We start from the raw sequence: 23,525 nt of genomic DNA on the forward strand, positions 1-23,525 counted from the left end.
CTTAGCAGTCCAGTGGGTTACGTTTTTCCGGGTCGATACCGAACTTGGTGATGGCCTCGGCCACTACCTTGGGTTCGATGTCGCCACGGTCGGCAAGGGCTTCCAGGGCGGCCAGCACGATGAAGTGACGGTCGACTTCGAAGAAGTGACGCAGCTTCTTGCGGCTGTCGCTGCGGCCGAAGCCGTCGGTGCCCAGGACTTTGAATTCCTTGCTCGGAACCCACTGACGAATCTGCTCGGCGAACAGCTTCATGTAGTCGGTGGAGGCAATGACCGGGCCCTTGCGGCCGCCCAGGCATTCTTCGACATAGGTCTTCTGCGGCTTCTGGCCCGGGTGCAGACGGTTGCTGCGTTCCACGGCGAGGCCATCGCGACGCAATTCGTTGAAGCTGGTAACGCTCCAGACGTCGGCGCCGACATTGAACTGCTCACGAAGGATCTTGGCCGCTTCGCGGACCTCGCGCAGGATGGTGCCGGAGCCCATCAGCTGGACGTGGTGCGCCGCTTCCTTCTTGTCTTCCTCGAGCAGGTACATGCCCTTGATGATGCCTTCCTCGACACCGGCCGGCATGGCGGGCTGCTGGTACGACTCGTTCATCACGGTGATGTAGTAGAAGACGTCCTGCTGCTCTTCGGCCATCTGGCGAATGCCTTCGCGGATGACCACCGCGAGCTCATAGCCGTAGGTCGGGTCGTAGGTGCGGCAGTTCGGGATGGTCGCTGCCATCATGTGGCTGTGGCCGTCTTCGTGCTGCAGGCCTTCACCGTTGAGGGTGGTACGGCCGGCGGTACCGCCGATCAGGAAGCCACGGGTGCGGCTGTCGCCAGCGGCCCAGGCCAGGTCACCGATACGCTGGAAGCCGAACATCGAGTAGAAGATGTAGAACGGCAGCATCGGCTGGTTGTGGTTGGAATAGGCAGTACCCGCGGCGATGAAGGAGCTCATGGCGCCGGCTTCGTTGATGCCTTCTTCGAGGATCTGACCCTTCTTGTCCTCTTTGTAGAACATCACCTGGTCTTTATCGACCGGCTCGTACAGCTGGCCCACCGAGGAGTAGATGCCGAGCTGGCGGAACATGCCTTCCATACCGAAGGTACGGGCTTCGTCCGGAATGATCGGAACGATGCGCTGGCCCAGGTCCTTTTCCTTGACCAGTTGCGCGAGGATGCGCACGAAGGCCATGGTGGTGGAGATTTCGCGATCGCCGGAGCCGTCGAGGATGGCCTTGAGGGTGTCCAGCGGCGGCGTCGGGATGCTGAAGCTCTTCTGGCGACGCTGCGGTACGAAACCACCCAGGGCCTTGCGGCGCTCGTGCAGGTACTTGTACTCGGCACTGCCTTCTTCCGGCTTGAAGAACGGCAGGTTTTCCAGCTCGTCGTCCTTGACCGGAATGTCGAAGCGGTCGCGGAACAACTTCAGGCTCTCGACATCGACCTTCTTGGTGTTGTGCGCGGTGTTCTTCGCTTCGCCGGCACCAGTGCCATAACCCTTGATGGTCTTGGCCAGGATGACGGTCGGCTGGTCCTTGTGGTTGACCGCCTGGTGGTAGGCCGCATAGACCTTGTACGGGTCGTGGCCGCCACGGTTGAGCTTCCAGATCTCGTCGTCGGACAGGTCGGCGACCATGGCCTTGAGTTCGGGCGTGTTGAAGAAGTGCTCACGCACGAACGCGCCGTCTTTGGCCTTGTAGTTCTGGTACTCGCCGTCGATGACTTCGTCCATGCGGCGTTGCAGGATACCGTCGGTGTCCTTGGCCAGCAGCGGGTCCCAGAAACGGCCCCAGACCACTTTGTTGACGTTCCAGCCACCGCCACGGAACACGCCTTCGAGTTCCTGGATGATCTTGCCGTTGCCGCGAACCGGGCCGTCGAGGCGCTGCAGGTTGCAGTTGATGACGAAGATCAGGTTATCCAGCTTCTCGCGGCCGGCCAGGGAGATGGCACCCAGGGATTCCGGCTCGTCGCACTCGCCGTCGCCCATGAAACACCAGACTTTCTGCTTGCCTGGCTGGATGAAGCCACGGGCTTCCAGGTACTTCATGAAGCGTGCCTGGTAAATCGCCTGGATCGGGCCCAAACCCATGGAAACGGTCGGGAACTGCCAGAAGTCCGGCATCAGCCATGGGTGCGGGTAGGACGACAGGCCCTTGCCATCGACTTCCTGGCGGAAGTTCTTCATCTGGTCTTCGCTGATGCGGCCTTCCATGAAGGCGCGGGCGTAGACGCCTGGCGAGGCGTGGCCCTGGAAGTAGATCAGGTCGCCGCCGTGCTCGTCGGTCGGGGCCTGGAAGAAATAGTTGAAGCCGATGTCGTACAGGGTGGCCGAGGAGGCGAAGCTGGAGATGTGGCCGCCCAGGTCCGGGTCCTGCAGGTTGGTGCGCATGACCATGGCCAGTGCGTTCCAGCGAACCAGCGAGCGAATGCGGCGTTCCATGAACAGGTCGCCAGGCATGCGTGCTTCGTGGGTGACTGGAATGGTGTTGCGGTAAGGCGTGGTGATCGCATAAGGCAACTGGGAACCACTGCGGGTGGCCAGCTCGCCCATGCGGGTCATCAGGTAATGCGCGCGGTCTTCGCCTTCCTTGTCGAGAACGGACTCAAGGGCGTCCAGCCATTCCTGGGTTTCGACGGGATCGAGGTCTTGCATGGCTTGCTCCAGGGCGGAAAGGCTTCCAGAATCGGAGGCCAGGGTGCGTGGCCGGCTTTGTGGGCGGGTCACGTGAATTCTTGGATTTACCGGGGGTAGTGCCGGCTCTGTGTAGTTTTACTACATATGGACGACGATTTCAGCCCTTTGGATACAATCATTCGTAGCAAAACTACAATTTCAACGGGCTGACGGCCGCGCAACGCGTGATACCACGGGGCTTTCATGTGCCAGGCGCAGCTCGCAAAAAAGGATAGACCATGAGTCTGCCAGTGCTGGTTCCTTTATCTGCCGAACTCGATACCCTGGCAGCGCGCGCCGAACAGACGCTGCGTACGGCCTTCGCCGAGCACGATGTCGGCGCCGCGGCGCGCTTCGATGCCTGGTCCGGTGCCCGCCGCGACGCCTGGCAGCGGGTCTGCGCCGCCAGCGATTTCGTCGTGCAGCAGGCGGCCCGTGACCCGCTGATGCTGCTGGACCTGGCCGACAGTGGTGAGCTTGAACGCTCGTTCCAGACTGGCGAGCTTCGCGGCCAGCTGGCGGACTGCGTGGCAACCTGTGAGGACGAGGACAGCCTCTCCCGTACCCTGCGGCGTTTCCGCAATCGCCAGCAACTGCGCATCATCTGGCGCGATATCAGCCGCCAGGCCGATCTGGTGGAGACCTGCCGCGACCTGTCGGAGTTGGCCGATACCTGCATCGACCTGGCCTACCAGTGGCTCTATCCCCGGCACTGCACCCAGTTCGGCACCCCCATCGGCCGCCGCAGCGGCCAGGCCCAGCACCTGGTCATCCTCGGCATGGGCAAGCTGGGCGCCCACGAGTTGAACCTGTCCTCTGACATCGACCTGATCTTCGGCTACCCCGAGGGCGGCGAGACCGAGGGCGTCAAACGTCCCCTGGACAACCAGGAGTTCTTCATTCGCCTGGGGCAGCGGCTGATCAAGGCGCTGGACGCCATCACCGTCGATGGTTTCGTGTTTCGCACCGACATGCGCCTGCGCCCGTACGGCTCCTCCGGCTCGCTGGTGTTCAGCTTCAATGCCCTGGAGCAGTACTACCAGGACCAGGGCCGCGACTGGGAACGCTACGCGATGATCAAGGCGCGGGTGGTCGGCGGCGATCAGGTCGCGGGTGCGCAATTGCTGGAAATGCTACGGCCCTTCGTTTACCGGCGTTACCTGGACTTCTCCGCCATCGAAGCCCTGCGCACCATGAAGCAGCTGATCCAGCAGGAGGTCCGGCGCAAGGGCATGGCCGAGAACATCAAGCTCGGCGCTGGCGGTATCCGCGAGGTGGAGTTCATTGCCCAGGCGTTCCAGCTGATTCACGGCGGCCGCGACCTGAGCCTGCAGCAACGCTCGCTGCTGAAGGTCCTGGCGACCCTGGAAGGGCAGGGTTACCTGCCGCCGGCCGTGGTTGCCGAGTTGCTCCAGGGCTACGAATTCCTGCGCTACACCGAACACGCCCTGCAGGCCATCGACGACCGGCAGACCCAGATGCTGCCGGATGACCCGAAAGATCGCGCGCGTGTTGCCTTTATTCTCGGCTTCGAGAATTGGGAGGCCTTCCATGAGCGCCTGATGCACTGGCGCGGGCGTGTCGACTGGCACTTCCGCCAAGTGATCGCCGACCCGGACGAAGACGAAGAGGGCTGCATCGAGGAAACGGTCGGTGGCGAGTGGATGCCGCTGTGGAGCGATGCCCAGGACGAAGAGGCCGCCTGCCGCCAGTTGGCCGAGGCCGGCTTCGTCAATGCCCAGTCCGCTTGGCAGCGCCTGGCGGGCCTGCGCAACGGCAACCAGGTCCGCGCCATGCAGCGCCTGGGCCGCGAGCGGCTCGATGCCTTTATTCCACGTCTGCTGGCCCAGGCGGTCGAACACGACGACCCGGACCTGGTGCTGGAACGTGTGTTGCCCCTGGTCGAAGCGGTGGCGCGGCGTTCGGCCTACCTGGTGCTGCTGACCGAGAACCCTAGCGCCCTGCAGCGCCTGCTGACGCTATGCGCGGCCAGCCCGTGGATCGCCGAGCAGATCACTCGCTTCCCGTTGCTGCTCGACGAGCTGCTCAACGAGGGGCGTCTGTTCAGTCCGCCGCAGGCGCCGGAACTGGTGGCCGAGTTGCGCGAGCGGCTGATCCGCATCCCCGAGGATGACTTGGAGCAGCAGATGGAGGCCCTGCGTCATTTCAAGCTGGCCCACAGCCTGCGGGTAGCCGCCTCGGAGATCGCCGGCACGTTGCCGCTGATGAAGGTCAGCGATTACCTGACCTGGCTGGCGGAGGCCATCCTCGACCAAGTGCTGGCCCTGGCCTGGCGGCATACGGTGGCCCGCCACGGAACGCCGCGCCGGCCGGATGGCACGGCCTGCGACCCGGATTTCATCATCGTCGGCTACGGCAAGGTCGGTGGCCTGGAATTCGGGCACGGTTCGGACCTGGACCTGGTGTTCATCCATGACGGTGACCCACAGGCCGAGACCGACGGCGCCAAGTCCATCGATGGCGCGCAGTTCTTCACCCGCCTCGGGCAGCGCATCATCCACCTGCTGACCACCCAGACCAACTCCGGCCAGCTGTACGAGGTCGACATGCGCCTGCGGCCGTCTGGCGCGTCCGGCCTGCTGGTCAGCTCGCTCGGGGCGTTCCAGCGCTACCAGGAGAACGAGGCCTGGACCTGGGAGCACCAGGCGTTGGTGCGGGCCCGGGTGCTGGTGGGCTGCCCGCGGGTCGGCAAGGCCTTCGAAGCGGTCCGGGCGGCGGTGCTGGAGCGCCAGCGCGACCTGGATGGGCTGCGCACGGAAGTCAGCGAGATGCGGGCCAAGATGCGCAGCAGCCTGGGCACTGCCATCACGGCGGCCGGCACGGCGGCGAATGCCTTCGAAGCCGCGTCCCCCTTCGATCTGAAGCAGGACGCCGGTGGTATCGTCGATATTGAATTTATGGTGCAATACGCGGCCCTGGCCTGGTCGCACCAGTACCCGGAGCTGCACGCGTTCACCGACAACATCCGCATCCTGGAAGGCCTGGAGCGTACGGGGTTGTTGAACGGTGACGATGCCCGGCTGCTGCGTGAGGTCTACAAGGCCTACCGGTCCGCCGCGCACCGCCAGGCGCTGCAGAAGCAGCCGGGCGTGGTCAGTGGTGACCAGTTTCACGACGAGCGTCGCAGCGTGTTGCGCATCTGGCGTGAGCTGGGACTGAATTGAGCGAGTGGGGTGCTGCGGCGCCCGGCTCGGTGTGCAAGAACCCAATTTGAGGAGCAGGCAACTATGTCGATGGCCGATCGTGATGGCGTGATTTGGTATGACGGCGAACTGGTGCCGTGGCGCAACGCGACCACCCACGTGCTGACCCATACCCTGCACTACGGCATGGGCGTGTTCGAAGGCGTGCGTGCCTACAACACCCCCGATGGCACCGCCATCTTCCGCCTCGAAGCGCACACCGACCGCCTGTTCGATTCCGCGCACATCATGGGCATGAAGATCCCGTTCACCAAGGACGAGATCAACGAGGCTACCCGCGCCGCGGTGCGTGAGAACAACCTGGAAAGCGCCTACATCCGTCCGATGGCGTTCTACGGTTCCGAAGCCATGGGTCTGCGCGCCAGCGGCCTGAAGGTCCAGGTGATCGTGGCGGCCTGGCACTGGGGCGCCTACATGGGCGACGAAGCGCTGAAGGTCGGCATCAAGGTCCGCACCAGCTCCTTCACCCGTCATCACGTCAACATCTCGATGACCCGCGCCAAGGCCAACGGCAACTACATCAACTCGATGCTGGCCCTGCAGGAAGCCATTTCCGGCGGTGCCGACGAGGCCATGCTGCTGGACCCGGAAGGCTATGTGGCCGAGGGTTCCGGCGAGAACATCTTCCTGGTCAAGAATGGCGTGGTGTACACCCCGGAAGTCACCTCCTGCCTGAACGGCATCACCCGCAACACCATCCTGACCCTGGCTGAAGAGCTGGGCATCCCGGTGGTCGAGAAGCGCATCACCCGTGACGAGGTGTACATCGCCGACGAAGCGTTCTTCACCGGCACCGCCGCTGAAGTGACGCCGATCCGCGAAGTCGACGGCCGTCAGATCGGCGAAGGCCGCCGTGGCCCGGTCACCGAAAAACTGCAGACCGCCTACTTCGACCTGGTAACAGGCAAGACCAGTGCCCATGCCGAGTGGCGTACGCTGGTCAAGTAAGGCCGAGCGCGGTCCAGGCGGTGTCCCGGACGGGCTGATCCCCGGCCGGTTCACACTGCCACGACCTGCATGACGAGCATGTCCGGGAGGCGAAAGCCTCCCTGATCGTTTCTGGATACCGTATGAACATACTGATCGTGGGCCCCAGTTGGGTGGGCGACATGGTGATGGCACAGACCCTGTTCCAGTGTCTGAAACAGCGCCATCCCGACTGCCAGATCGACGTGCTGGCGCCGGACTGGAGCCGGCCGATTCTCGAACGCATGCCCGAGGTGCGCAAAGCCCTGAGCTTTCCCCTGGGCCATGGCGTGCTCGAGCTGGCGACCCGTCGGCGGATCGGCAAGTCCCTGGCTGGCCAGTACGATCAGGCGATTCTTTTGCCCAACTCCCTGAAGTCGGCGCTGGTGCCGTTTTTCGCCGGCATCCCGAAACGCACGGGCTGGAAGGGCGAGATGCGCTACGGGCTGCTCAATGACGTGCGCACCCTGGACAAGAGCCGCTACCCACTGATGATCGAGCGCTTCATGGCGCTGGCCTACGAGCCGGGCGCCGAGCTGCCGGCGGTCTACCCGCGCCCGGACTTGCGCATCGACCCGGTTACCCGCGATGCGGCGCTTAGCAAGTTCGGTCTGACCCTGGACCGTCCGGTCCTGGCCCTGTGCCCGGGCGCCGAGTTCGGTGAGGCCAAGCGCTGGCCGAGCGAGCATTACGCCAAGGTCGCGGAGTTGAAGATTCGCGCGGGCTGGCAGGTCTGGCTGTTCGGCTCGAAGAACGACCACCCGGTGGGCGAAGCGATTCGCGAGCGGCTGATTCCCGGGCTGCGTGAAGAGGCGGTCAACCTGGCCGGCGACACCAGCCTGGCCGAGGCCATCGACCTGCTATCCTGCGCTGGCGCCGTGGTGTCCAACGACTCCGGCCTGATGCATGTGGCTGCTGCGCTGAACCGCCCACTGGTCTCGGTGTATGGCTCGACCTCGCCGGAGTTCACCCCGCCGCTGGCGGAGCAGGTGGAGATCGTGCGCCTGGGTCTGGATTGCAGCCCCTGCTTTGACCGCACCTGCCGGTTCGGCCACTACAACTGCCTGCGTGAGCTGAAACCACGCCCGGTGGTCGAGGCCCTAAACCGCCTGGCGCCCGATCCGGTCGAGATCGACTGATGCGGGTGTTGCTGATCAAGACCTCGTCGCTCGGCGATGTGATTCATACCCTGCCGGCGCTCACCGATGCGGCGCGAGCGATCCCGGGCATCCAGTTCGACTGGGTGGTGGAAGAAGGCTTTGCCGAAATTCCGGCCTGGCACCCCGCCGTGGCCCAGGTGATCCCGGTGGCGATCCGTCGTTGGCGCAAGCACCTGTGGCAAACCCTGAAAACCGGCGAGTGGTCGCGCTTCAAGGCGCGCCTGCGCGAGACGCACTACGACCTGGTGATCGACGCCCAGGGTCTGCTGAAAAGCGCCTGGCTGACCCGTTATGTGAAGGCGCCGGTCGCTGGCCTGGACCGTGATTCGGCCCGGGAACCCGTGGCGGCGCGTTTCTACGACCGGCGTTACACCGTGGCGCGCGACCAGCACGCCCTGGAGCGGGTGCGTCAGCTGTTCGCCCAGGCCCTGGACTACCCGGTGCCGTCGACCATCGGCGACTACGGGCTGAACCGCGCCCAGTTGGCCGCGCCGGCCGAGCAGCCGTACCTGGTGTTTCTGCACGGCACCACCTGGCCCAGCAAGCATTGGCCGGAAACCTACTGGCGCGAGCTCGCCGAGCGGATGGACGCACTGGGGTGGGCGGTACGCCTGCCCTGGGGCAACGACACCGAGAAGGCCAGGGCCGAGCGCATCGTCGCCGGCCTCAAGCACGCCGCGTTGCTGCCCAAGCTGAACCTGGCGGGTGTGGCACGGGTGATCGCTGGCGCCACGGCCTGTGTGGCAGTGGATACCGGACTTGGCCACCTGGCTGCCGCCCTCGACGTACCGAGCATTTCCCTGTACGGGCCGACCCTGCCGGGCCGGGTCGGAGCCTACGGACGTTCGCAGATTCACTTGTGCGCGACAGGCCCCGATGCAGGGCGGGGTGATCGCCACAAGCCCTGCTTCGATGACCTGTTGCCAGAGCGCGTGGCGACCGAGTTGCACGCATTGTTGCTGGCGCCGTCCAGCGTGTTCGAGGGACAAGCCTGATGCAGTTGGCCTTCATCCTGTACAAGTACTTCCCCTTCGGCGGCCTGCAGCGCGACTTCATGCGCATCGCCCTGGAATGCCAGCAGCGCGGGCACAGCATCCGTGTTTACACGCCGATCTGGGAAGGCGAGATTCCTGCGGGTTTCGAGGTCGTGGTGGTGCCGGTCAAGGCGCTGTTCAACCACAAGCGCAACGAGAAGCTGACCGCCTGGGTCGAGGCCGACCTGGCCAGGCGCCCGGTGGATCGCGTCATCGGTTTCAACAAGATGCCCGGGCTGGACGTGTACTACGCGGCCGACGGCTGCTTCGAGGACAAGGCGCAGACGTTGCGCAACCCGCTGTACCGCCGTTGGGGGCGCTACCGGCATTTCGCCGACTACGAGCGTGCGGTGTTCGCCCCGGAGTCGAAGACCGAAATCCTGATGATTTCCGAGGTGCAGCAACCGCTGTTCGTCAAACATTACGCCACCCCGGCGGCGCGCTTTCACCTGCTTCCGCCCGGGATTGCTGCAGACCGTCGGGCGCCGGCCAATGCCGCCGAGATCCGCGCCGAGTTCCGCCGGGAGTTCAAGCTGGCCGATGATGACCTGCTGCTGGTGCAGATCGGCTCGGGTTTCAAGACCAAGGGCCTGGACCGCAGCCTAAAGGCCGTCGCGGCCTTGCCGCGCGAGCTGCGCAAGCGCACCCGGCTGATCGTCATCGGCCAGGATGACCCCAAGCCATTCCTGCTGCAGGTCAAGGCCCTGGGTATTTCCGACAACGTGCAGATCCTCAAGGGGCGCAGCGACATTCCGCGTTTCCTGCTGGGGGCCGATCTGCTGATCCACCCGGCCTATAACGAGAACACCGGCACTGTGCTGCTCGAGGCGCTGGTCGCCGGGCTGCCGGTGCTGGTGACTGATGTCTGCGGCTACGCTCACTACATTGCCGAGGCCGATGCCGGTCGAGTGCTGGCCAGCCCCTTCGAGCAGGAACGGCTCAACCGCCTGCTGGTGGAGATGCTCGCCGACGATGCGCAGCGCGCGCGCTGGCAGCAGAACGGCCTGGCGTTCGCGGATACCGCGGATCTTTATTCCATGCCGCAGCGGGCGGCCGACGTCATCCTCGCGGAGCGCCCATGAAGCTGCTGCTGAGCGAACCGTTCAAGACCTTGTGGGCCGGGCAGGACCCCTTCGTCGCCGTGGAGGCTTTGCAGGGCCAGGTCTACCGCGAGCTGGAAGGGCGCCGTACGCTGCGCACGGAAGTTGCGGGGCGCGGCTACTTTGTGAAGATTCACCGGGGCATCGGGTGGGGTGAGATCGTCAAGAACCTGCTCTCCACGCGATTGCCGGTGCTCGGTGCCGGGCAGGAATGGCGCGCCATCCAGCGCCTGACCGAGGTCGGCGTGCCGACCATGACCGCCTTGGCCTATGGCGAGCGCGGCAGCAACCCGGCGGCGCAGCATTCCTTCATCGTGACCGAAGAGCTGGCGCCAACCACCGACCTGGAACAGCTGACCCTGAACTGGCTCGAGCAGCCGCCGCAACCAACCCTCAAGCGCGCGCTGATCCAGCGGGTGGCCGAGATGACCGGTGCCATGCACCGTGCGGGGGTCAATCACCGCGACTGCTACATCTGCCATTTCCTGCTGCACACCGATGTGCCACTGGCGGTTGATACCTTGCGCCTGTCGGTCATCGATCTGCACCGCGCCCAGGTGCGGGACCAGGTGCCGCGCCGCTGGCGCGACAAGGACCTGGCCGGGCTGTATTTCTCGGCCTTGAACATCGGTCTGACCCAGCGAGACAAACTGCGCTTCCTGCGGGCGTACTTCCGGAAGCCCCTGCGCCAGATCCTGGCGGAAGAAGCGGTGTTGCTGACCTGGCTGCAGCGGCGAGCTGACAAGCTGCTGGAGCGATACGCCCGCAAATACGCACCGGGAGCTGGCAATGAGTGAGTGGCGGGTCGTCGAGGGCGCCTCGCCGGCGGTGCAGCAGGCCTTTGCCAGCCTGGATGCAGTGTTCGCCCTGCAGGGAGAGCCGATCACCCAGGACCCGCTGTCCAACGTGATCCGCGTCGAGATCGAAGGGATCCGCTACTACGTCAAGCGCTACCACGGTGCGGGTAAGGGCCTGCGGCGCTTCATCGGCCGGCCGCGGGTCAAGGCCGAGTGGCAGAACCTCCGGTACTTCGCCAAGTGGGGCATCGCCACCGCGCCCATCGTGGCCTACGGGCTGGAGCGCCACGGGTTGACGTTCGGGCGTGGCGCCTTGATCACCCAGGAACTGGTGGGCACCGATGACCTGGCGCACCTGGCGCAGCGCAATGACCCGCGGCTGGCCGATCGTGGCTGGGTCGAACGCGTCAGTCGGCAGTTGGCGGCTGCTACGCGCACCCTGCACGAGCGGCGCTTTGCGCACAACGATCTCAAGTGGCGCAACCTGCTGGTCGATACCGAAGGGCGGCTGTTCCTGATCGACTGCCCGACGGGCAGCTTCTGGTGGGGCAGCCTGCTGCGCCACCGCATCATCAAAGACCTGGCCTGCCTGGACAAAGTGGCCAAGTACAAGCTGTCACGAACGCAGCGTCTGCGTTTCTACCTGCAATACTGTGGGCGTCCGACGCTGACGCCCGAGGACAAGCCGCGGATTCGGCGGATCGTCAAATTTTTCGAGGGACGCGAATGAAGGATTTTATCGCCAAGGAAGAGCAGGCTCTGCTCGAACGGCATGGTCTGGCGAGCTTCGAGGCGCTGTGGGCACTCAAGCTGGAAGCGGTCGACGAACCGAACAATGCCCGGGGTGGCTGGAGCAGTGTGTACCGACTGGAGCTGGACGGCGCCGCGTTCTACCTCAAACGCCAGAGCAACTACCTGTCGCGCAGCCTGACGCACCCGTTCGGCGAGCCGACCTTCGCCCGCGAGTTTCGCAATATTCAGCGTTACCAGGCACTGGGCATCCCCGCCCTGCAGGCCGTGTTTTTCGCCGAGCGCAAGGTGGCGGGTGAGCACCGGGCCATCCTGATGACCCGGGCCCTGGATGGCTGGCAGGACCTGCACGAGTGGCTGCACGGCTGGTCCGGGCTGTCCGCCGAAACCCGCCAGGGGATCGTCGAAGCCTGTGGGCAGCTTGCGCGCCAGGTGCATGGCTGCGGCCAGGTGCACGGCTGCTTTTACCCCAAGCACATCTTTCTGCAACCCCAGGGCGATAACTTCGCGGCTCAGCTGATCGACCTGGAAAAGACGCGCTCGTTGCTGCTGGGCAAGCGTGACCGTGTCAAAGACCTCGAACCCCTGGTTCGGCGGGCGTCGGCCTGGAGCAACGAGGACATACGCGGCCTGCTGGAGGCCTACCTGGACTCTGCGCAGGAACAGGAGCTGGAGCAGTGGCAAGAGCAACTGGTACGGCGTCAGCGCAACAAGGAGTCGCGTGGATGAAGCTGGCTGAGTTGCAGCAGGCCGGGCGCACGCCTGCCATGCCCCTGACGATCGACGCGATTGCCGAGGCGCCGCTGAGGCTGGAGCAGCTGCTGCGCGTCCTGCCAGGGCAGCGTTATGTGGCCCGCGCGCAGTGGCAGGGGCGCACGGTATTGGCCAAGTTGCTGGTGGGCAGCAAGGCCGAGCGTCATTTCGCCCGGGAGGTCGAGGGCGCACGCCTGCTGGCCGAGCAGGGTATGAAGACGCCGGCACTGCTGGCCCAGGGCACGAGCGCTGATGGCGGCTGGCTGTTGTTCGAGTTTCTCGAAAGCGCCCGGAGCCTGGGTGATGAGTGGGCGGCGCTGGCGCCGCAAAGCGGTCTGAGCGATGAGCGCCAGGCACTGCTGGGCGAGGCCCTGGCCGCTATCGCCCAGCTGCACCTCAAAGGGTTGTGGCAGGATGACCTGCACCTGGACAACCTGCTGCGTCATGACGGCCAATTGTGGCTGATTGACGGCGGCGGCGTGCGCGCGCAGACGCCCGGGCAGCCGCTGTCGCGGGATCAGGTGCTGAGCAATCTCGGCGTGTTCTTCGGCCAGTTGCCGGCCGAGCTCGATACGCACCTGGAAGAGCTGCTGGTGCATTACCTGCTGGTCAATGGCGAGCATGCCCTGCCGCTGGAGGCGCTGCTCAAGGAAGTGGCGGCCGTGCGGCGCTGGCGGCTGCGCGATTATCTGCGCAAGATCGCTCGGGATTGCAGCCTGTTCAGCGTACATCGCAGCAGCTCGATGTTCCGTGCGATGCGCCGCGAAGACGAAGCCCTGGTCGGGCCGTTGCTGGACCGGGCCGATGCAGCCCTCGCTGCCGGCCAGCCGCTGAAGCAGGGCGGTTCGTCCACCGTGGCGCTGGTCGAAGCAGCAGGGCGCCGGCTGGTGGTCAAGCGCTACAACATCAAGGGCTTGCTGCACTGGCTCAAGCGCTGCCTGCAGCCGAGCCGTGCCTGGCACAGCTGGCGCGAAGGCAATCGCCTGGGTTTCGTCGGCATCGCCACCCCGAAGCCGCTCGGCATGCTGGAGTTGCGGACGTTCTGGTTACGCCGCCGCGCGTATCTGATTACCGAACATGCGGCCGGTGAGGATATAATCGCGCGTTTCAAGCCGTACCTGGACGAGGCCTGCGCGCCGCCAGAGCCCGAGCTTGAAGCACTGGATGAACTGTTTGGCGCCTTGTTGCGCGAGCGCATCAGTCACGGTGATCTCAAGGGGACCAACGTGCTGTGGCAGGCGGGCCGCTGGTCACTGATCGATCTGGACGCCATGCGCCAGCACCGCAGCGACCGCAGCTTTGCGCCGGCGTATGCCCGTGACCGGGCGCGCTTCTTGCGCAACTGGCCGGCGGACAGCGTGCTGTACCGTCTGCTCGATGCACGTATACCCCTGACCGGCCCTTCGCCTGAAGCGTGAGCCGGCAGTGCTGCCCCGAGACGGGGCCCTAATTAACGGAGGCCGCTGTGTTGATGCAGCGGCGGATTTGAAGAGGCTTTTCCTGTGGCATTGACGATTCTCGGCCTTTCCGGCGCTCTCAGTCATGACCCATCCGCGGCGTTGTACATCGACGGCAAGCTGATCGCAGCCGCCGAAGAAGAGCGGTTCGTACGTGACAAGCACGCGAAGAATCGCATGCCCTACGAGTCGGCCAAGTTCTGCCTGGAGCAGGCCGGTATCAAACCGTCGGACGTCGACGTGGTGGCCATCCCGTTCGCGCCGATCAGCCTGTTCGGCAAGGCGCGCTGGCACTATGCCAAGCGCTACTGGTACGCCCCGGACCGTTCGCTCGATGCGATTCTGATGGGCAATCGCCGCTACAAGCGCTACCGCAAGAAAATCGTCTGGTGCCTGGAACAACTCGGCTTCGACCCGAAGAAGATCAAGATCGAGCCGGTCGAGCACCACCTGGCCCACGCGTCCAGCGCCTACCACTGCTCCGGCTTCACCGAGAAGACCGCGATCATGGGCATCGATGGCAAGGGCGAGTACGCCACCACCTTCTTCGGTTACGGTGAAAACGGCAAGATCCACAAGATCAAGGAATTCTACGACCCGGACTCGCTGGGTGGCCTGTACGGTGCCATCACCGAGTTCCTCGGCTTCGAGATGCTCGATGGCGAGTTCAAGGTCATGGGCATGGCGCCGTATGGCGATGCTTCCAAGTACGATTTTTCCCGTCTGGCGACGTTCGAGAATGGCGAACTGGTGATCAACACCGAGTACGCCAACGTCATCGGCCTGCGCCGCTACAAGGAAAACGGCAAGGGTTTCTACTTCTCCAAGAAGCTGATCGAGTGGCTGGGGCCGAAGCGTGAAGGCGATATCGCCGACGACCCGTATATCCACTACGCGGCCAGCATGCAGTCGCTGTTCGAGAAACTGGCACTGCAGATGATGGACCACTACCTGGGCGACATCCTGCGGGAAACCGGCAAGATCGCGTTCGCTGGCGGCTGCGCACTCAACGTCAAGCTGAACCAGAAGATCATCGCGCGCCCGGAGGTCAAGGAGCTGTTCGTCCAGCCAGCTTCGGGTGATGCCGGTACCTCCGTCGGTGCGGCCGCCTACGTGTCGCACAAGCGCGGCGTGCCGGTGGAGAAGATGGAGCACGTCTACCTTGGCCCGGCCTACAGCAACGAAGACGTCATCGCGGCCTGCGCGCGCCACCCGAATGCGCCGAAATGGCAGCAGATCGACGACATGCCGCAGCGCATCGCCAAGATCATGGTCGACGGCAACCCGGTCGCCTGGTTCCAGGGCCGCATGGAGTTCGGTCCGCGCGCCCTGGGTGGCCGCTCGATCATCGGCTGCCCGAGCATCCCGGGCGTGGCCGACCGCATCAACGAGCAGATCAAGTTCCGCGAACGCTGGCGCCCCTTCTGCCCGTCGATGCTCGACACCGTCGGCCCGCAGATGCTCAAGGTCGACCACCCTTCGCCGTTCATGACCTTCACCTTCGAAGTGAACGAAGAATGGAAAGAACGCGTGAGCGAGGTCGTGCACGAAGACGGCACCTCCCGCGCCCAGGTGCTCAAGCGCGAGTACAACCCGCGCTACTACGACATGATGCTGGAGCTGGAAAAACTCACCGGCAACGGCGTGTCGCTGAACACCTCCCTCAACCGCCGCGGCGAGCCCATGATCTGTTCACCGACGGATGCGCTGAACATGTTCTACGGCTCGGATCTGCAGTACCTGATCATGGAAGACATTCTTGTCGTGAAAGAGTAGTGGGTGGATGACAGTGGACGTGCATAAAGGGACGTTGCAGGCACGCGAAGGAACGCAAGTCAGTCACTCCGACTGTCGCATCGCGTTGGTGCCCTCTCTCGGGTTGGGCGACAGCCTGATCTACCTGGTCGTGGCCAATAACCTGGCGCGGGCCGGCTACCACGTGACGATGTTGAGTAATCACCTGGCGCATTTTGCCGAGTGGTTGCCGAATTTCGCCGTTCTGCCGTTTCCCCCGCCTGAGGAAACGCAGAGCCTCGCTGAGGACTACGACCTCGTGCTGTCCGATTGCGGCGGGATCGTGGTCGGCCTTGACCAGGATATGGCGCAACTGGCGAAGCAGTATGTGTTCGTGGGTACGTTGCGGGTCGCCCCGGCCTTGATCCACGACCACAGCGCGCGCGTTCTGCAGCGCTGTGGGGCGGAAAAGGCGGCACTTTTGCAGGCGCTGTCCCGCTGTTCCGGCCCGTTGCGGGTGATCGACGACCCGTGCGTGACCATGGTCGAGCAGGCCGTGGCGTTCTGTCGGACCAAGTTGGGGCTCGAAAATGCGTCATGCGATCCGGGTTTCATGATTCCCGGCGACCATGCAGCGCGCCGCCATCCCCAGCGCGTCATGCTGCACCCAACCTCCTACAATCGAAAAAAGAACTGGCCGGCCCGCAAGTACCTGCGCCTCGCCCATCGTCTCAAGCGGCAGGGTTACGATCCGCAGTTCGTTCTCTCGCCGAAGGAGCGAGCAGAGTGGGGCGAGCACCTGGGCGATGCCTTTCCGATTCCTCATTTCGCCAATGCCCGCGAGCTGGCGGCCTACCTCTACGAGTCTGGCTATATAATCGGTAACGATTCCGGCGTCGGACACCTGGCCGCAGCCCTTGGGGTGCCGGTGCTGACGGTGTATCGCAAGCGTCGAGATGGTTTCTGCTGGCGGCCAGGCTGGGGAACGAATGCGGTGGTACGCCCATACATTTCGCTTGGGGCGGTGAAAAATGCCTGGATGTATTTTTTGAGCGTTGGACAGGTAGAGCGGGCATTCGAGCGGCTGGTTGCCACGAGTGAGGTAAATGTTTGATGGGCATTGCTGGCGACAGCCCGGGCGTCACGATTTCTGTGGTAATTCCTGCCTACAACTATGCGGCAGTGCTTCCGCGTGCAATCGAGTCTGTGCTGGCCCAGGCCGAATCCGCTGGCTCGGTTGAATTGCTCGTCGTCGATGACGGCTCGACCGATGACACCGTCGAGGTGCTGGAACAACTGCTGGTTCGTTATCCGGAGCGCTTTCGTGCGCTTCGCAAAGGTAACGGCGGAGCGTCTTCTGCACGCAACGCCGGTATCCGAGAGGCGAAAGGAACATACCTCCTGTTTCTGGATGCCGACGATGAGCTGGCGCCTGGCGCATTACAGGCCCTTTCTGAACACCTGATTGCCCATCCTTATTCGCGATTGGTCATTGGCGGCCACATTGGCGTATCGCCGGATGGCAAGCGCCGTGAGCATGTTCCGGAATACCTTCCCGATGATCCGGTACAGCGGCTACGCGCCTATCTGCTGGACAAGCGCCTGGCCCTGTCCAACGGCGCCTGTGTCATGCACCGCGACGTGTTCGAGCGGGGTGATTACCCCGAACAATTCCGCAGTGCTGAAGATATTCCGGTGTTTGCCCAGGCGCTGGCCAACTACCCCTGTTCATTGATCGACCGGCCTTTGGCGCTGGTTCACAAGCATGACGACAGCCTGCGCCACCAGTTCAGTCACGCCAAGGCGGGCGGGCTGGCGCTGGTCGATGAAGTGTTCTCTCCCCGTCGACTGGATGCGCGCTTTCAGGGGCTTAAGCCTGAATTTTACGTGCAGCGCAGCCTGTCGCTGTTTCGCAGTGCGTACCTGGCGGGCGATGCAGATGCCGCCAAACAGTATTTCAGTGCAGCCTTCCGTTGTGACTGGCGTGTGATATTCAAAGGGTCATATATGCGCAAGGCGATACGCCTGTGGCTTGGGAAGGGCGTATGAATCGCAAGATCAAGGTTCTGCAAATGCAGAACCGCTACAACGTCAACGCCTCGGATCTGGCCGAGCAGGTGATTCAGGGGCTTCCTGCGGAGCGTTTCGAGGTCACTACCGTTTTCCTGCGTGGCAGGCCGGGGCCGGGCGAGCCCGAAAGCCGGGCTGCCCGTTCAATTTACATGGACTTCAGCCAGTCGGACCTGAAAGGGTTGAGACTGCGCGCGCTCTGGTGCCTGTATCGATTGATCCGGGCGGAGCGCTTCGATGTGGTGATCGCTCATCGCTTCAAGCCGATGAACATGATGATGTTGCTCAACCGGGTGTTGCACATTCCCCTGTGCATTGGCGTTCAGCACGGTATTGGCGATTTCGATCGCACCTACCGTCGCTGGGAGGCTCGGCGCTTGTTGAGTGATAACTGGCGGGTCGTCGGGGTTTCGCGAGCGGTGCGGGACTACCTGATCGGTTGCGATGCAGGCTTTGACACGTCGAACACCGTGCAGATCAATAACGCCATCGATATCGAGCGTGCAGAAAGTCTGCAGCACCCACGGGAAAAGGCCCGCAATTTGTTGGGCCTTCCTGGCGATGCGTTCGTATTTGGCGCCATAGGCCGGCTGGTGCCCGTCAAGGGCCATGGCACCCTGTTAAGGGCTTTCGCTGAGATCAAGGATGCCAGTCCGACAGCCTTGCTGGTGATCATTGGTGAAGGGCGGTCACGAGCTGAGCTTGAAGCGTTGATCGTGGAGTTGGGGCTGCAGGAGCGTGTTCTGCTTCTCGGGGCGAAAAACGATGCCTTGCAGTATGTGAAAGCGTTCGACGCCTTCGTCATGCCGTCCCTGAGTGAGGGCCTGCCGCTTGCGTTGTTGGAGGGTATGAGCGGGCGCCTGCCGGTGATCGGTTCGGACATCGACAGTCTGAAGCCCATTCTTGAAGACTGCGGCGGGCGCATCTTTCCGGTCGGCAACGCTCCAGCCCTTGCGCAACACCTGCGTACACTGGCTGGGCTGGATGAGTCGGCACGACGTGAAGAAGGTGAACGGGCTTACCAGTACCTGTGCCGTGAGCATGCGATAGACACGTTCCGCGGCGAATACATAAACATCATTGAATCGTTTGAGCTGGGAGACAGAAACGGTGCGTAATCTCTGGGATTACTTGCAAGGCGCACGGTTGGTTATCCCAGGCATCGCCTGCTTGTTGATGGGCATCTTTCTGCCAGCCAGCAAGCTTTACCATCAAGCATTGATTTTGCTGCTCTGGGTGCCAGGCTTGGTATTGCTGTGGGTGCATCGGCGAGAGCTCAAGCACTTCGCCCATTGTTTTCTGATGTATTGCGTGTCGGCTTTTCTGCTGTGGTCGTTACTGAGCGTTACCTGGTCGCCCGCCGAGGACGCCTCTCAAGACGCGAAATACCTACTGTTCATCGTCATAACGCTGTGGATGTTCATGTTGCTGGGGAGAGTGCCTGAGCGGGTTCTGCTCACGGTGGTGGGGTACTCGGCGGCCCTGGCAGCGCTGGTTGCCGGTTATGCCTGGTTCAAGACCTACCTGCTGGAGGGGATGCCCTGGCGTTATCAGATTTCCGCAGGCTGGCAACTGGATCACTCGATCCTCGCGGCGCATGTCTTCGGTTTTTTCACGATGGCGCTTTACAACTTGAGGCCGAAAAAGCCCGTTGAAAGCCTCGGCTGGTTCTTCCTGTTGTCGCTGTGCGGGGCCTATCTGCTGTTCGCTCAGAGCAAGGGCGTCTGGATTGCCTTGTTTGCCTCTGTGTTGCTTACACCGTTGTGGCGCCCTGAGCGTATCTATAAATACATTGCCGGTGCGTGCCTGTTGGCGGTTGGTCTGTTCTTTGTCATTTCGCCTGACGTCGTGACTCAGCGTGGATTGTCCTACCGGCCGGAGCTGATTGTTCAGGGCGTGCAGCTGTTCTTGAGCGGAAATGTAGTGCTGGGGCTGGGGCTGGGGCAGGAGTATTCATTGCACCTGAGTTCTATCGCAGCGTCCTACGATCATCCTCACAATTTGTACCTGGGCATACTGCTTCAGGTCGGGGCAGTCGGGTTCGTACTGTGGTGCCTGATGTGGGGCAGCATCGCTGTCGGTGCCTGGCAGCGGCGCACGCTGCCGCTGGCGTCCGTGGTCCTTGGTGTGTGGGTGTTCGCCTCGGTTGCTCTGCTGTCAGACGGCTTTTATGTCTGGGATAAGCCCCGTGACATCTGGTTCACCACCTGGATTCCCGTAGGCCTTGCATTGGCGCTATGGCGTATGGGCAAAAAGGCCGAGGAGCCTGCTCCATAGCGTCGGTGCTTCGCCAGCGAATGCGCTGATGCAGGCTGCCCCGTCTCTGCCAAGGTGCGATTGCTGGCGCAGGAGTTTGCTCCAGTAGGTTTTCGACAGGCGCTGTGTGCCGGGCGCCTGTTCAAGCCATTTCACCAGCTCATGCATAAGCGGCAGATAGACTTCCAGTTGTTCGAGCGAAACTGGGGAGCTGTTTTTCCACAGCTGGTAATGGGTATCAACCTGCAGTTCCGTGGCGGCGAAACCACGTTCATTGAATTGTTCGCTCAGCAAGAGTTTCAGACTGGCTTCGTTTCGTTCTGCATGCTGCTGAGAGGCCTGCTGTGCATGGGTACGGTAGTGCAGCAGGGCGTGCGGGATGTTGGCCATTCGCAGGTCTGGATTGGACAGCATCAGCGAGAGGAAGAACCCAAAGTCCTCCGCAAAGACCAGCCGTTCGTCGTAGCGCAGCGCTCCGATCGCGCCGCGCCGAATCATGGCGCTCGGGTTCGCAATGGTTCTACCCAGGAACAGGTAGTTGAACCTGAGCTCTGCATCGGATGTGGGGTACCTGACTTCTCTCTCTTTACTGCCAAAGGTCTTGATCCAGCTTCCGCAGAGATCCAGGCCGCCTTGACGCATGGCGTTCAGCTGGGCCTCGAATCGAGTTGGCTGGCAGATGTCGTCGGCGTCCATTAGCGCAATGTAATCGCCTTCGCACTGCGCAAGGCCGAGGTTCCTGGCTGACGACACACCAGCATTTTCCTGCGACAGGAGCCGGATGCGGCTTTCTGTTCTCGCATACCGCTCAAGGATTTCAAAAGAGCGGTCGGTGGAGCCGTCGTTGACGATGACGATCTGATCGGCTGGCCGGGTTTGCCCGAGTAGCGAATCGAGTGTTTCGCTCAGGTAGGGCTCAGCGTTGTAGACAGGCAGCAGGACGCTCAAGCTGCTCATGGCTTGTTCTCTGGCTTGGCGCTCTGAATGTTCGGTGCCATGAACAAGTTTTTCAGAAACTCGGAGAATTCATTCCTTTCCTTGGGGTTCAGGTGTTCACAATAGGCCGCAATGAACTTATCGCGATGGGCATCCAGCATCGCAACATCTGCGCTGTACCGGAACAGGTGGCGGAAGTTGCGTTTTCTTTTTTGATTGCCGATGGGGTTTCGCAGAACTTTCATGTCGGCAATATCAATTAATCCAAGCGGGCTTTCCGGGGTTTTCACGATGTTGCCGAGGTGCAGAGAGCGGAAGTACACGCCGGAATGATGAAGCCTGGCGATGAACGTACCGAGTGCGGTGGTCAGCTCGGCATGGCGTTCGCCCGTCTCTTTGAATACTTGCCGGAGCGTCGCCCCAGGCAACGGCCAATAATGGACGGCAGTCCGCTCTATGCTCGCGATGGCATACGTGGCGATGATTGTTGGGCAAGGGACCTGCAGCGTTTGCAGACTTTCGGCATTCAGCGCGAAACGCACGGCGTAGGGCCGATACAGTTCTGAAGAAATTAAGCGTTTGCGGCGAAAGAGTTTGAGAAAACTGCCATCAGACAATTTCAGGACTTTCTCTCCATGATGATCGGCTTCAATCAACTCGGCGTGCTGGCGAAGTGACAGGAACTGCTCATTGGAGATAGGGGTCATGACCGGGTTCTGATCTAAAACGGGGAGGCCGCAGTCTACCCGATTGGTCGTTAGCAGGTCAGGTGGCTATGTTAAGCTTCGGCCCTTATCGAATCGTGAGCAGCACTGCATGAACACAACAGAGCCTGGGCGTACATCCAGTCTGAAAATCTACCTTCGCCTGCTGGGGTACGTTCGGCCGTACATCGGCATGTTCCTGATCAGTATCCTGGGCTACATCATTTTCGCCTCCACCCAGCCGATGCTGGCGGGCATCCTCAAGTATTTCGTGGATGGCCTGTCCAATCCCGAGGCTGTGCTGTTTCCCTCGGTGCCTTATCTTCGCGACCTGCAGTTGCTGCAGACCGTGCCGCTGCTCATCGTCCTGATCGCTGCCTGGCAGGGAGTCGGTTCGTTCCTGGGCAACTATTTCCTGGCCAAGGTCTCGCTGGGGCTGGTGCATGACTTGCGCATCGCTCTGTTCAACAGCCTGATGGTACTGCCGAACCGCTATTTCGACAGCCACAACTCCGGCCACCTGATTTCCCGCATCACCTTCAACGTCACCATGGTCACCGGGGCGGCGACCGATGCCATCAAGGTGGTGATTCGCGAGGGCCTGACCATCATCTTCCTGTTCGCCTACCTGCTGTGGATGAACTGGAAGCTGACCCTGGTGATGGTCGCTATCCTGCCGCTGATCGCGGTGATGGTGAGCAGCGCGAGCAAGAAATTCCGCAAACAGAGCAAGAAAATCCAGGTGGCCATGGGCGATGTCACCCATGTCGCCTCGGAAACCATCCAGGGCTACCGTGTGGTGCGCAGCTTCGGTGGTGAGCCATATGAATCCAAGCGCTTCAGTGCCGCCAGCCAGGACAACACCGAGAAGCAACTGCGCATGACCAAGACCGGCGCGGTGTACACGCCGATGCTGCAACTGGTGATCTACAGCGCGATGGCCGCACTGATGTTCCTGGTGCTGTTGCTGCGGGGCGAGGCCACGGCGGGCGACATGGTGGCGTACATCACGGCAGCGGGCTTGCTGCCCAAGCCGATCCGCCAGTTGTCCGAGGTCAGCTCGACCATCCAGAAGGGTGTGGCGGGCGCCGAGAGCATCTTCGAGCAACTGGATGAAACGCCGGAAGTCGACCAGGGCACCGTGGAGCGTGAGCGCATCAGCGGCCGCTTGGAAGTGCGCAACCTGAGCTTCCAGTACCCGAACACAGAAAAACCGGTGCTCAGTGATATCAGCTTTACCGCCGAGCCCGGGCAGATGATCGCGCTGGTGGGGCGTTCCGGCAGCGGCAAGTCGACGCTGGCCAACCTGATCCCGCGTTTCTACCACCATGAAACCGGGCAGATCCTGCTGGATGGGGTGGATGTCGAGCAGTACAAGCTGCGCAACCTGCGGCGCCACATCGCCCTGGTGACCCAGCAGGTCACCCTGTTCAACGACAGCGTGGCCAACAACATCGCTTATGGCGATCTCGCCGATGCGCCGCGTACGGCGATCGAACAGGCCGTCGAAGCGGCATACGCCAAGGAGTTCATCGACAAGCTGCCCCAGGGCCTGGACACCGAGGTCGGTGAAAACGGCGTGCTGCTGTCCGGCGGTCAACGCCAGCGCCTGGCGATTGCCCGGGCGTTGCTCAAGGATGCGCCGATCCTGGTGCTGGACGAAGCCACCTCGGCCCTCGACACCGAATCCGAGCGGCACATCCAGGCGGCGCTGGACCGGGTCATGAAGGGCCGCACCACCCTGGTCATCGCACACCGTCTGTCGACCATCGAAAAGGCCGACATGATCCTGGTGATGGACCAGGGGCGTATCGTCGAGCGCGGCACCCACGGCGAGCTGCTGGCCCTGAACGGTTTCTACGCGCGCCTGCATGCCATGGGGCTCGATGAAGGCGCACCATTGGATATCGCCTGAT

18 protein-coding genes are annotated in these 23,525 nt (G+C 62.7%); 15 read left to right on the plus strand and 3 right to left on the minus strand.

The features are described 5' to 3' along the window. Position 1: 1 nt before the first annotated feature. On the minus strand, positions 2-2,647 hold the full coding sequence (gene aceE, locus N5C28_RS14440) for a pyruvate dehydrogenase (acetyl-transferring), homodimeric type (RefSeq protein ID WP_279823306.1): 2,646 nt from the start codon (positions 2,645-2,647) through the stop codon (positions 2-4). 260 nt (positions 2,648-2,907) lie between these two features. On the opposite strand from aceE, the gene glnE reads away from it, so the two are divergent. The 14 genes from glnE (at position 2,908) to N5C28_RS14510 (ending at position 19,990) form a co-directional block, all read left to right on the plus strand. Next, the gene (gene glnE, locus N5C28_RS14445; protein ID WP_279823307.1) at positions 2,908-5,853 is read left to right on the plus strand and encodes a bifunctional [glutamate--ammonia ligase]-adenylyl-L-tyrosine phosphorylase/[glutamate--ammonia-ligase] adenylyltransferase; all 2,946 of its coding nucleotides are present in this window, start codon (positions 2,908-2,910) and stop codon (positions 5,851-5,853) included. 63 nt (positions 5,854-5,916) lie between these two features. Continuing rightward, positions 5,917-6,840 (plus strand): branched-chain amino acid transaminase, encoded by a 924-nt coding sequence (locus tag N5C28_RS14450; RefSeq protein ID WP_279823310.1) that lies wholly within the window; start codon positions 5,917-5,919, stop codon positions 6,838-6,840. Between the two features lie 122 nt (positions 6,841-6,962). Further along, positions 6,963-7,997: a lipopolysaccharide heptosyltransferase II gene (waaF, locus tag N5C28_RS14455; protein WP_279823311.1), complete on the plus strand. Its 1,035-nt coding sequence runs from the start codon at positions 6,963-6,965 to the stop codon at positions 7,995-7,997. Beyond that, positions 7,997-9,013: a lipopolysaccharide heptosyltransferase I gene (waaC, locus tag N5C28_RS14460; RefSeq protein WP_279823312.1), complete on the plus strand. Its 1,017-nt coding sequence runs from the start codon at positions 7,997-7,999 to the stop codon at positions 9,011-9,013. The genes waaF and waaC overlap by 1 nt, the downstream gene beginning before the upstream one ends. Beyond that, positions 9,013-10,134, plus strand: coding sequence for a glycosyltransferase family 4 protein (locus N5C28_RS14465; RefSeq protein WP_279823314.1), 1,122 nt, complete (start codon positions 9,013-9,015; stop codon positions 10,132-10,134). The genes waaC and N5C28_RS14465 overlap by 1 nt, the downstream gene beginning before the upstream one ends. Then, complete coding sequence (gene rfaP, locus N5C28_RS14470) at positions 10,131-10,949, plus strand: lipopolysaccharide core heptose(I) kinase RfaP (protein WP_279823316.1); 819 nt, start codon at positions 10,131-10,133, stop codon at positions 10,947-10,949. The genes N5C28_RS14465 and rfaP overlap by 4 nt, the downstream gene beginning before the upstream one ends. Then, positions 10,942-11,679 carry a lipopolysaccharide kinase InaA family protein gene (locus tag N5C28_RS14475; protein WP_279823317.1) on the plus strand — a complete coding sequence of 246 codons (738 nt, stop codon included), beginning with the start codon at positions 10,942-10,944 and terminating at the stop codon, positions 11,677-11,679. The genes rfaP and N5C28_RS14475 overlap by 8 nt, the downstream gene beginning before the upstream one ends. Next, a complete protein-coding gene (locus tag N5C28_RS14480; RefSeq protein ID WP_279823318.1) occupies positions 11,676-12,428 on the plus strand; it encodes a lipopolysaccharide kinase InaA family protein in 753 nt (250 codons plus the stop codon). Before N5C28_RS14475 ends, N5C28_RS14480 begins: the two co-directional genes overlap by 4 nt. Next, positions 12,425-13,870, plus strand: a complete 1,446-nt coding sequence (locus N5C28_RS14485) for a lipopolysaccharide kinase InaA family protein (protein WP_279823319.1) — start codon at positions 12,425-12,427, stop codon at positions 13,868-13,870. Before N5C28_RS14480 ends, N5C28_RS14485 begins: the two co-directional genes overlap by 4 nt. Positions 13,871-13,954: 84 nt before the next feature. Next, positions 13,955-15,685 (plus strand): carbamoyltransferase, encoded by a 1,731-nt coding sequence (locus tag N5C28_RS14490; protein ID WP_279823320.1) that lies wholly within the window; start codon positions 13,955-13,957, stop codon positions 15,683-15,685. A gap of 7 nt (positions 15,686-15,692) precedes the next feature. After that, positions 15,693-16,757 carry a glycosyltransferase family 9 protein gene (locus N5C28_RS14495; RefSeq protein ID WP_279823322.1) on the plus strand — a complete coding sequence of 355 codons (1,065 nt, stop codon included), beginning with the start codon at positions 15,693-15,695 and terminating at the stop codon, positions 16,755-16,757. After that, entirely contained in the window at positions 16,757-17,692 is a 936-nt protein-coding gene (locus N5C28_RS14500) for a glycosyltransferase family 2 protein (RefSeq protein ID WP_279823325.1), read from the plus strand. The genes N5C28_RS14495 and N5C28_RS14500 overlap by 1 nt, the downstream gene beginning before the upstream one ends. Continuing rightward, entirely contained in the window at positions 17,689-18,831 is a 1,143-nt protein-coding gene (locus N5C28_RS14505) for a glycosyltransferase (RefSeq protein ID WP_279823326.1), read from the plus strand. Before N5C28_RS14500 ends, N5C28_RS14505 begins: the two co-directional genes overlap by 4 nt. After that, the gene (locus tag N5C28_RS14510; protein ID WP_279823328.1) at positions 18,824-19,990 is read left to right on the plus strand and encodes an O-antigen ligase family protein; all 1,167 of its coding nucleotides are present in this window, start codon (positions 18,824-18,826) and stop codon (positions 19,988-19,990) included. Before N5C28_RS14505 ends, N5C28_RS14510 begins: the two co-directional genes overlap by 8 nt. Here N5C28_RS14510 and N5C28_RS14515 read toward each other — a convergent pair. Both N5C28_RS14515 and N5C28_RS14520 read right to left on the minus strand, forming a co-directional pair. Continuing rightward, entirely contained in the window at positions 19,949-20,926 is a 978-nt protein-coding gene (locus N5C28_RS14515; RefSeq protein ID WP_279823329.1) for a glycosyltransferase, read from the minus strand. The genes N5C28_RS14510 and N5C28_RS14515 overlap by 42 nt on opposite strands. After that, on the minus strand, positions 20,923-21,612 hold the full coding sequence (locus N5C28_RS14520) for a lipopolysaccharide kinase InaA family protein (protein WP_279823331.1): 690 nt from the start codon (positions 21,610-21,612) through the stop codon (positions 20,923-20,925). Before N5C28_RS14520 ends, N5C28_RS14515 begins: the two co-directional genes overlap by 4 nt. Positions 21,613-21,721: 109 nt before the next feature. Between N5C28_RS14520 and msbA the strand changes: the two genes are divergently transcribed. Further along, entirely contained in the window at positions 21,722-23,524 is a 1,803-nt protein-coding gene (gene msbA, locus N5C28_RS14525) for a lipid A export permease/ATP-binding protein MsbA (protein ID WP_279823332.1), read from the plus strand. Position 23,525 lies beyond the last annotated feature (1 nt).

This window comes from Pseudomonas sp. GD03944, assembly GCF_029839275.1.
In the GTDB taxonomy this organism is placed as follows: domain Bacteria; phylum Pseudomonadota; class Gammaproteobacteria; order Pseudomonadales; family Pseudomonadaceae; genus Aquipseudomonas.

What these genes read in the sequence shown, in the direction of transcription:
- aceE (WP_279823306.1), bottom strand. Translation starts at nt 2,647, where the DNA reads ATGCAAGACCTCGATCCCGTCGAAACCCAGGAATGGCTGGACGCCCTT.
- glnE (WP_279823307.1), top strand. Translation starts at nt 2,908, where the DNA reads ATGAGTCTGCCAGTGCTGGTTCCTTTATCTGCCGAACTCGATACCCTG.
- N5C28_RS14450 (WP_279823310.1), top strand. Translation starts at nt 5,917, where the DNA reads ATGTCGATGGCCGATCGTGATGGCGTGATTTGGTATGACGGCGAACTG.
- waaF (WP_279823311.1), top strand. Translation starts at nt 6,963, where the DNA reads ATGAACATACTGATCGTGGGCCCCAGTTGGGTGGGCGACATGGTGATG.
- waaC (WP_279823312.1), top strand. Translation starts at nt 7,997, where the DNA reads ATGCGGGTGTTGCTGATCAAGACCTCGTCGCTCGGCGATGTGATTCAT.
- N5C28_RS14465 (WP_279823314.1), top strand. Translation starts at nt 9,013, where the DNA reads ATGCAGTTGGCCTTCATCCTGTACAAGTACTTCCCCTTCGGCGGCCTG.
- rfaP (WP_279823316.1), top strand. Translation starts at nt 10,131, where the DNA reads ATGAAGCTGCTGCTGAGCGAACCGTTCAAGACCTTGTGGGCCGGGCAG.
- N5C28_RS14475 (WP_279823317.1), top strand. Translation starts at nt 10,942, where the DNA reads ATGAGTGAGTGGCGGGTCGTCGAGGGCGCCTCGCCGGCGGTGCAGCAG.
- N5C28_RS14480 (WP_279823318.1), top strand. Translation starts at nt 11,676, where the DNA reads ATGAAGGATTTTATCGCCAAGGAAGAGCAGGCTCTGCTCGAACGGCAT.
- N5C28_RS14485 (WP_279823319.1), top strand. Translation starts at nt 12,425, where the DNA reads ATGAAGCTGGCTGAGTTGCAGCAGGCCGGGCGCACGCCTGCCATGCCC.
- N5C28_RS14495 (WP_279823322.1), top strand. Translation starts at nt 15,693, where the DNA reads ATGACAGTGGACGTGCATAAAGGGACGTTGCAGGCACGCGAAGGAACG.
- N5C28_RS14500 (WP_279823325.1), top strand. Translation starts at nt 16,757, where the DNA reads ATGGGCATTGCTGGCGACAGCCCGGGCGTCACGATTTCTGTGGTAATT.
- N5C28_RS14505 (WP_279823326.1), top strand. Translation starts at nt 17,689, where the DNA reads ATGAATCGCAAGATCAAGGTTCTGCAAATGCAGAACCGCTACAACGTC.
- N5C28_RS14515 (WP_279823329.1), bottom strand. Translation starts at nt 20,926, where the DNA reads ATGAGCAGCTTGAGCGTCCTGCTGCCTGTCTACAACGCTGAGCCCTAC.
- N5C28_RS14520 (WP_279823331.1), bottom strand. Translation starts at nt 21,612, where the DNA reads ATGACCCCTATCTCCAATGAGCAGTTCCTGTCACTTCGCCAGCACGCC.
- msbA (WP_279823332.1), top strand. Translation starts at nt 21,722, where the DNA reads ATGAACACAACAGAGCCTGGGCGTACATCCAGTCTGAAAATCTACCTT.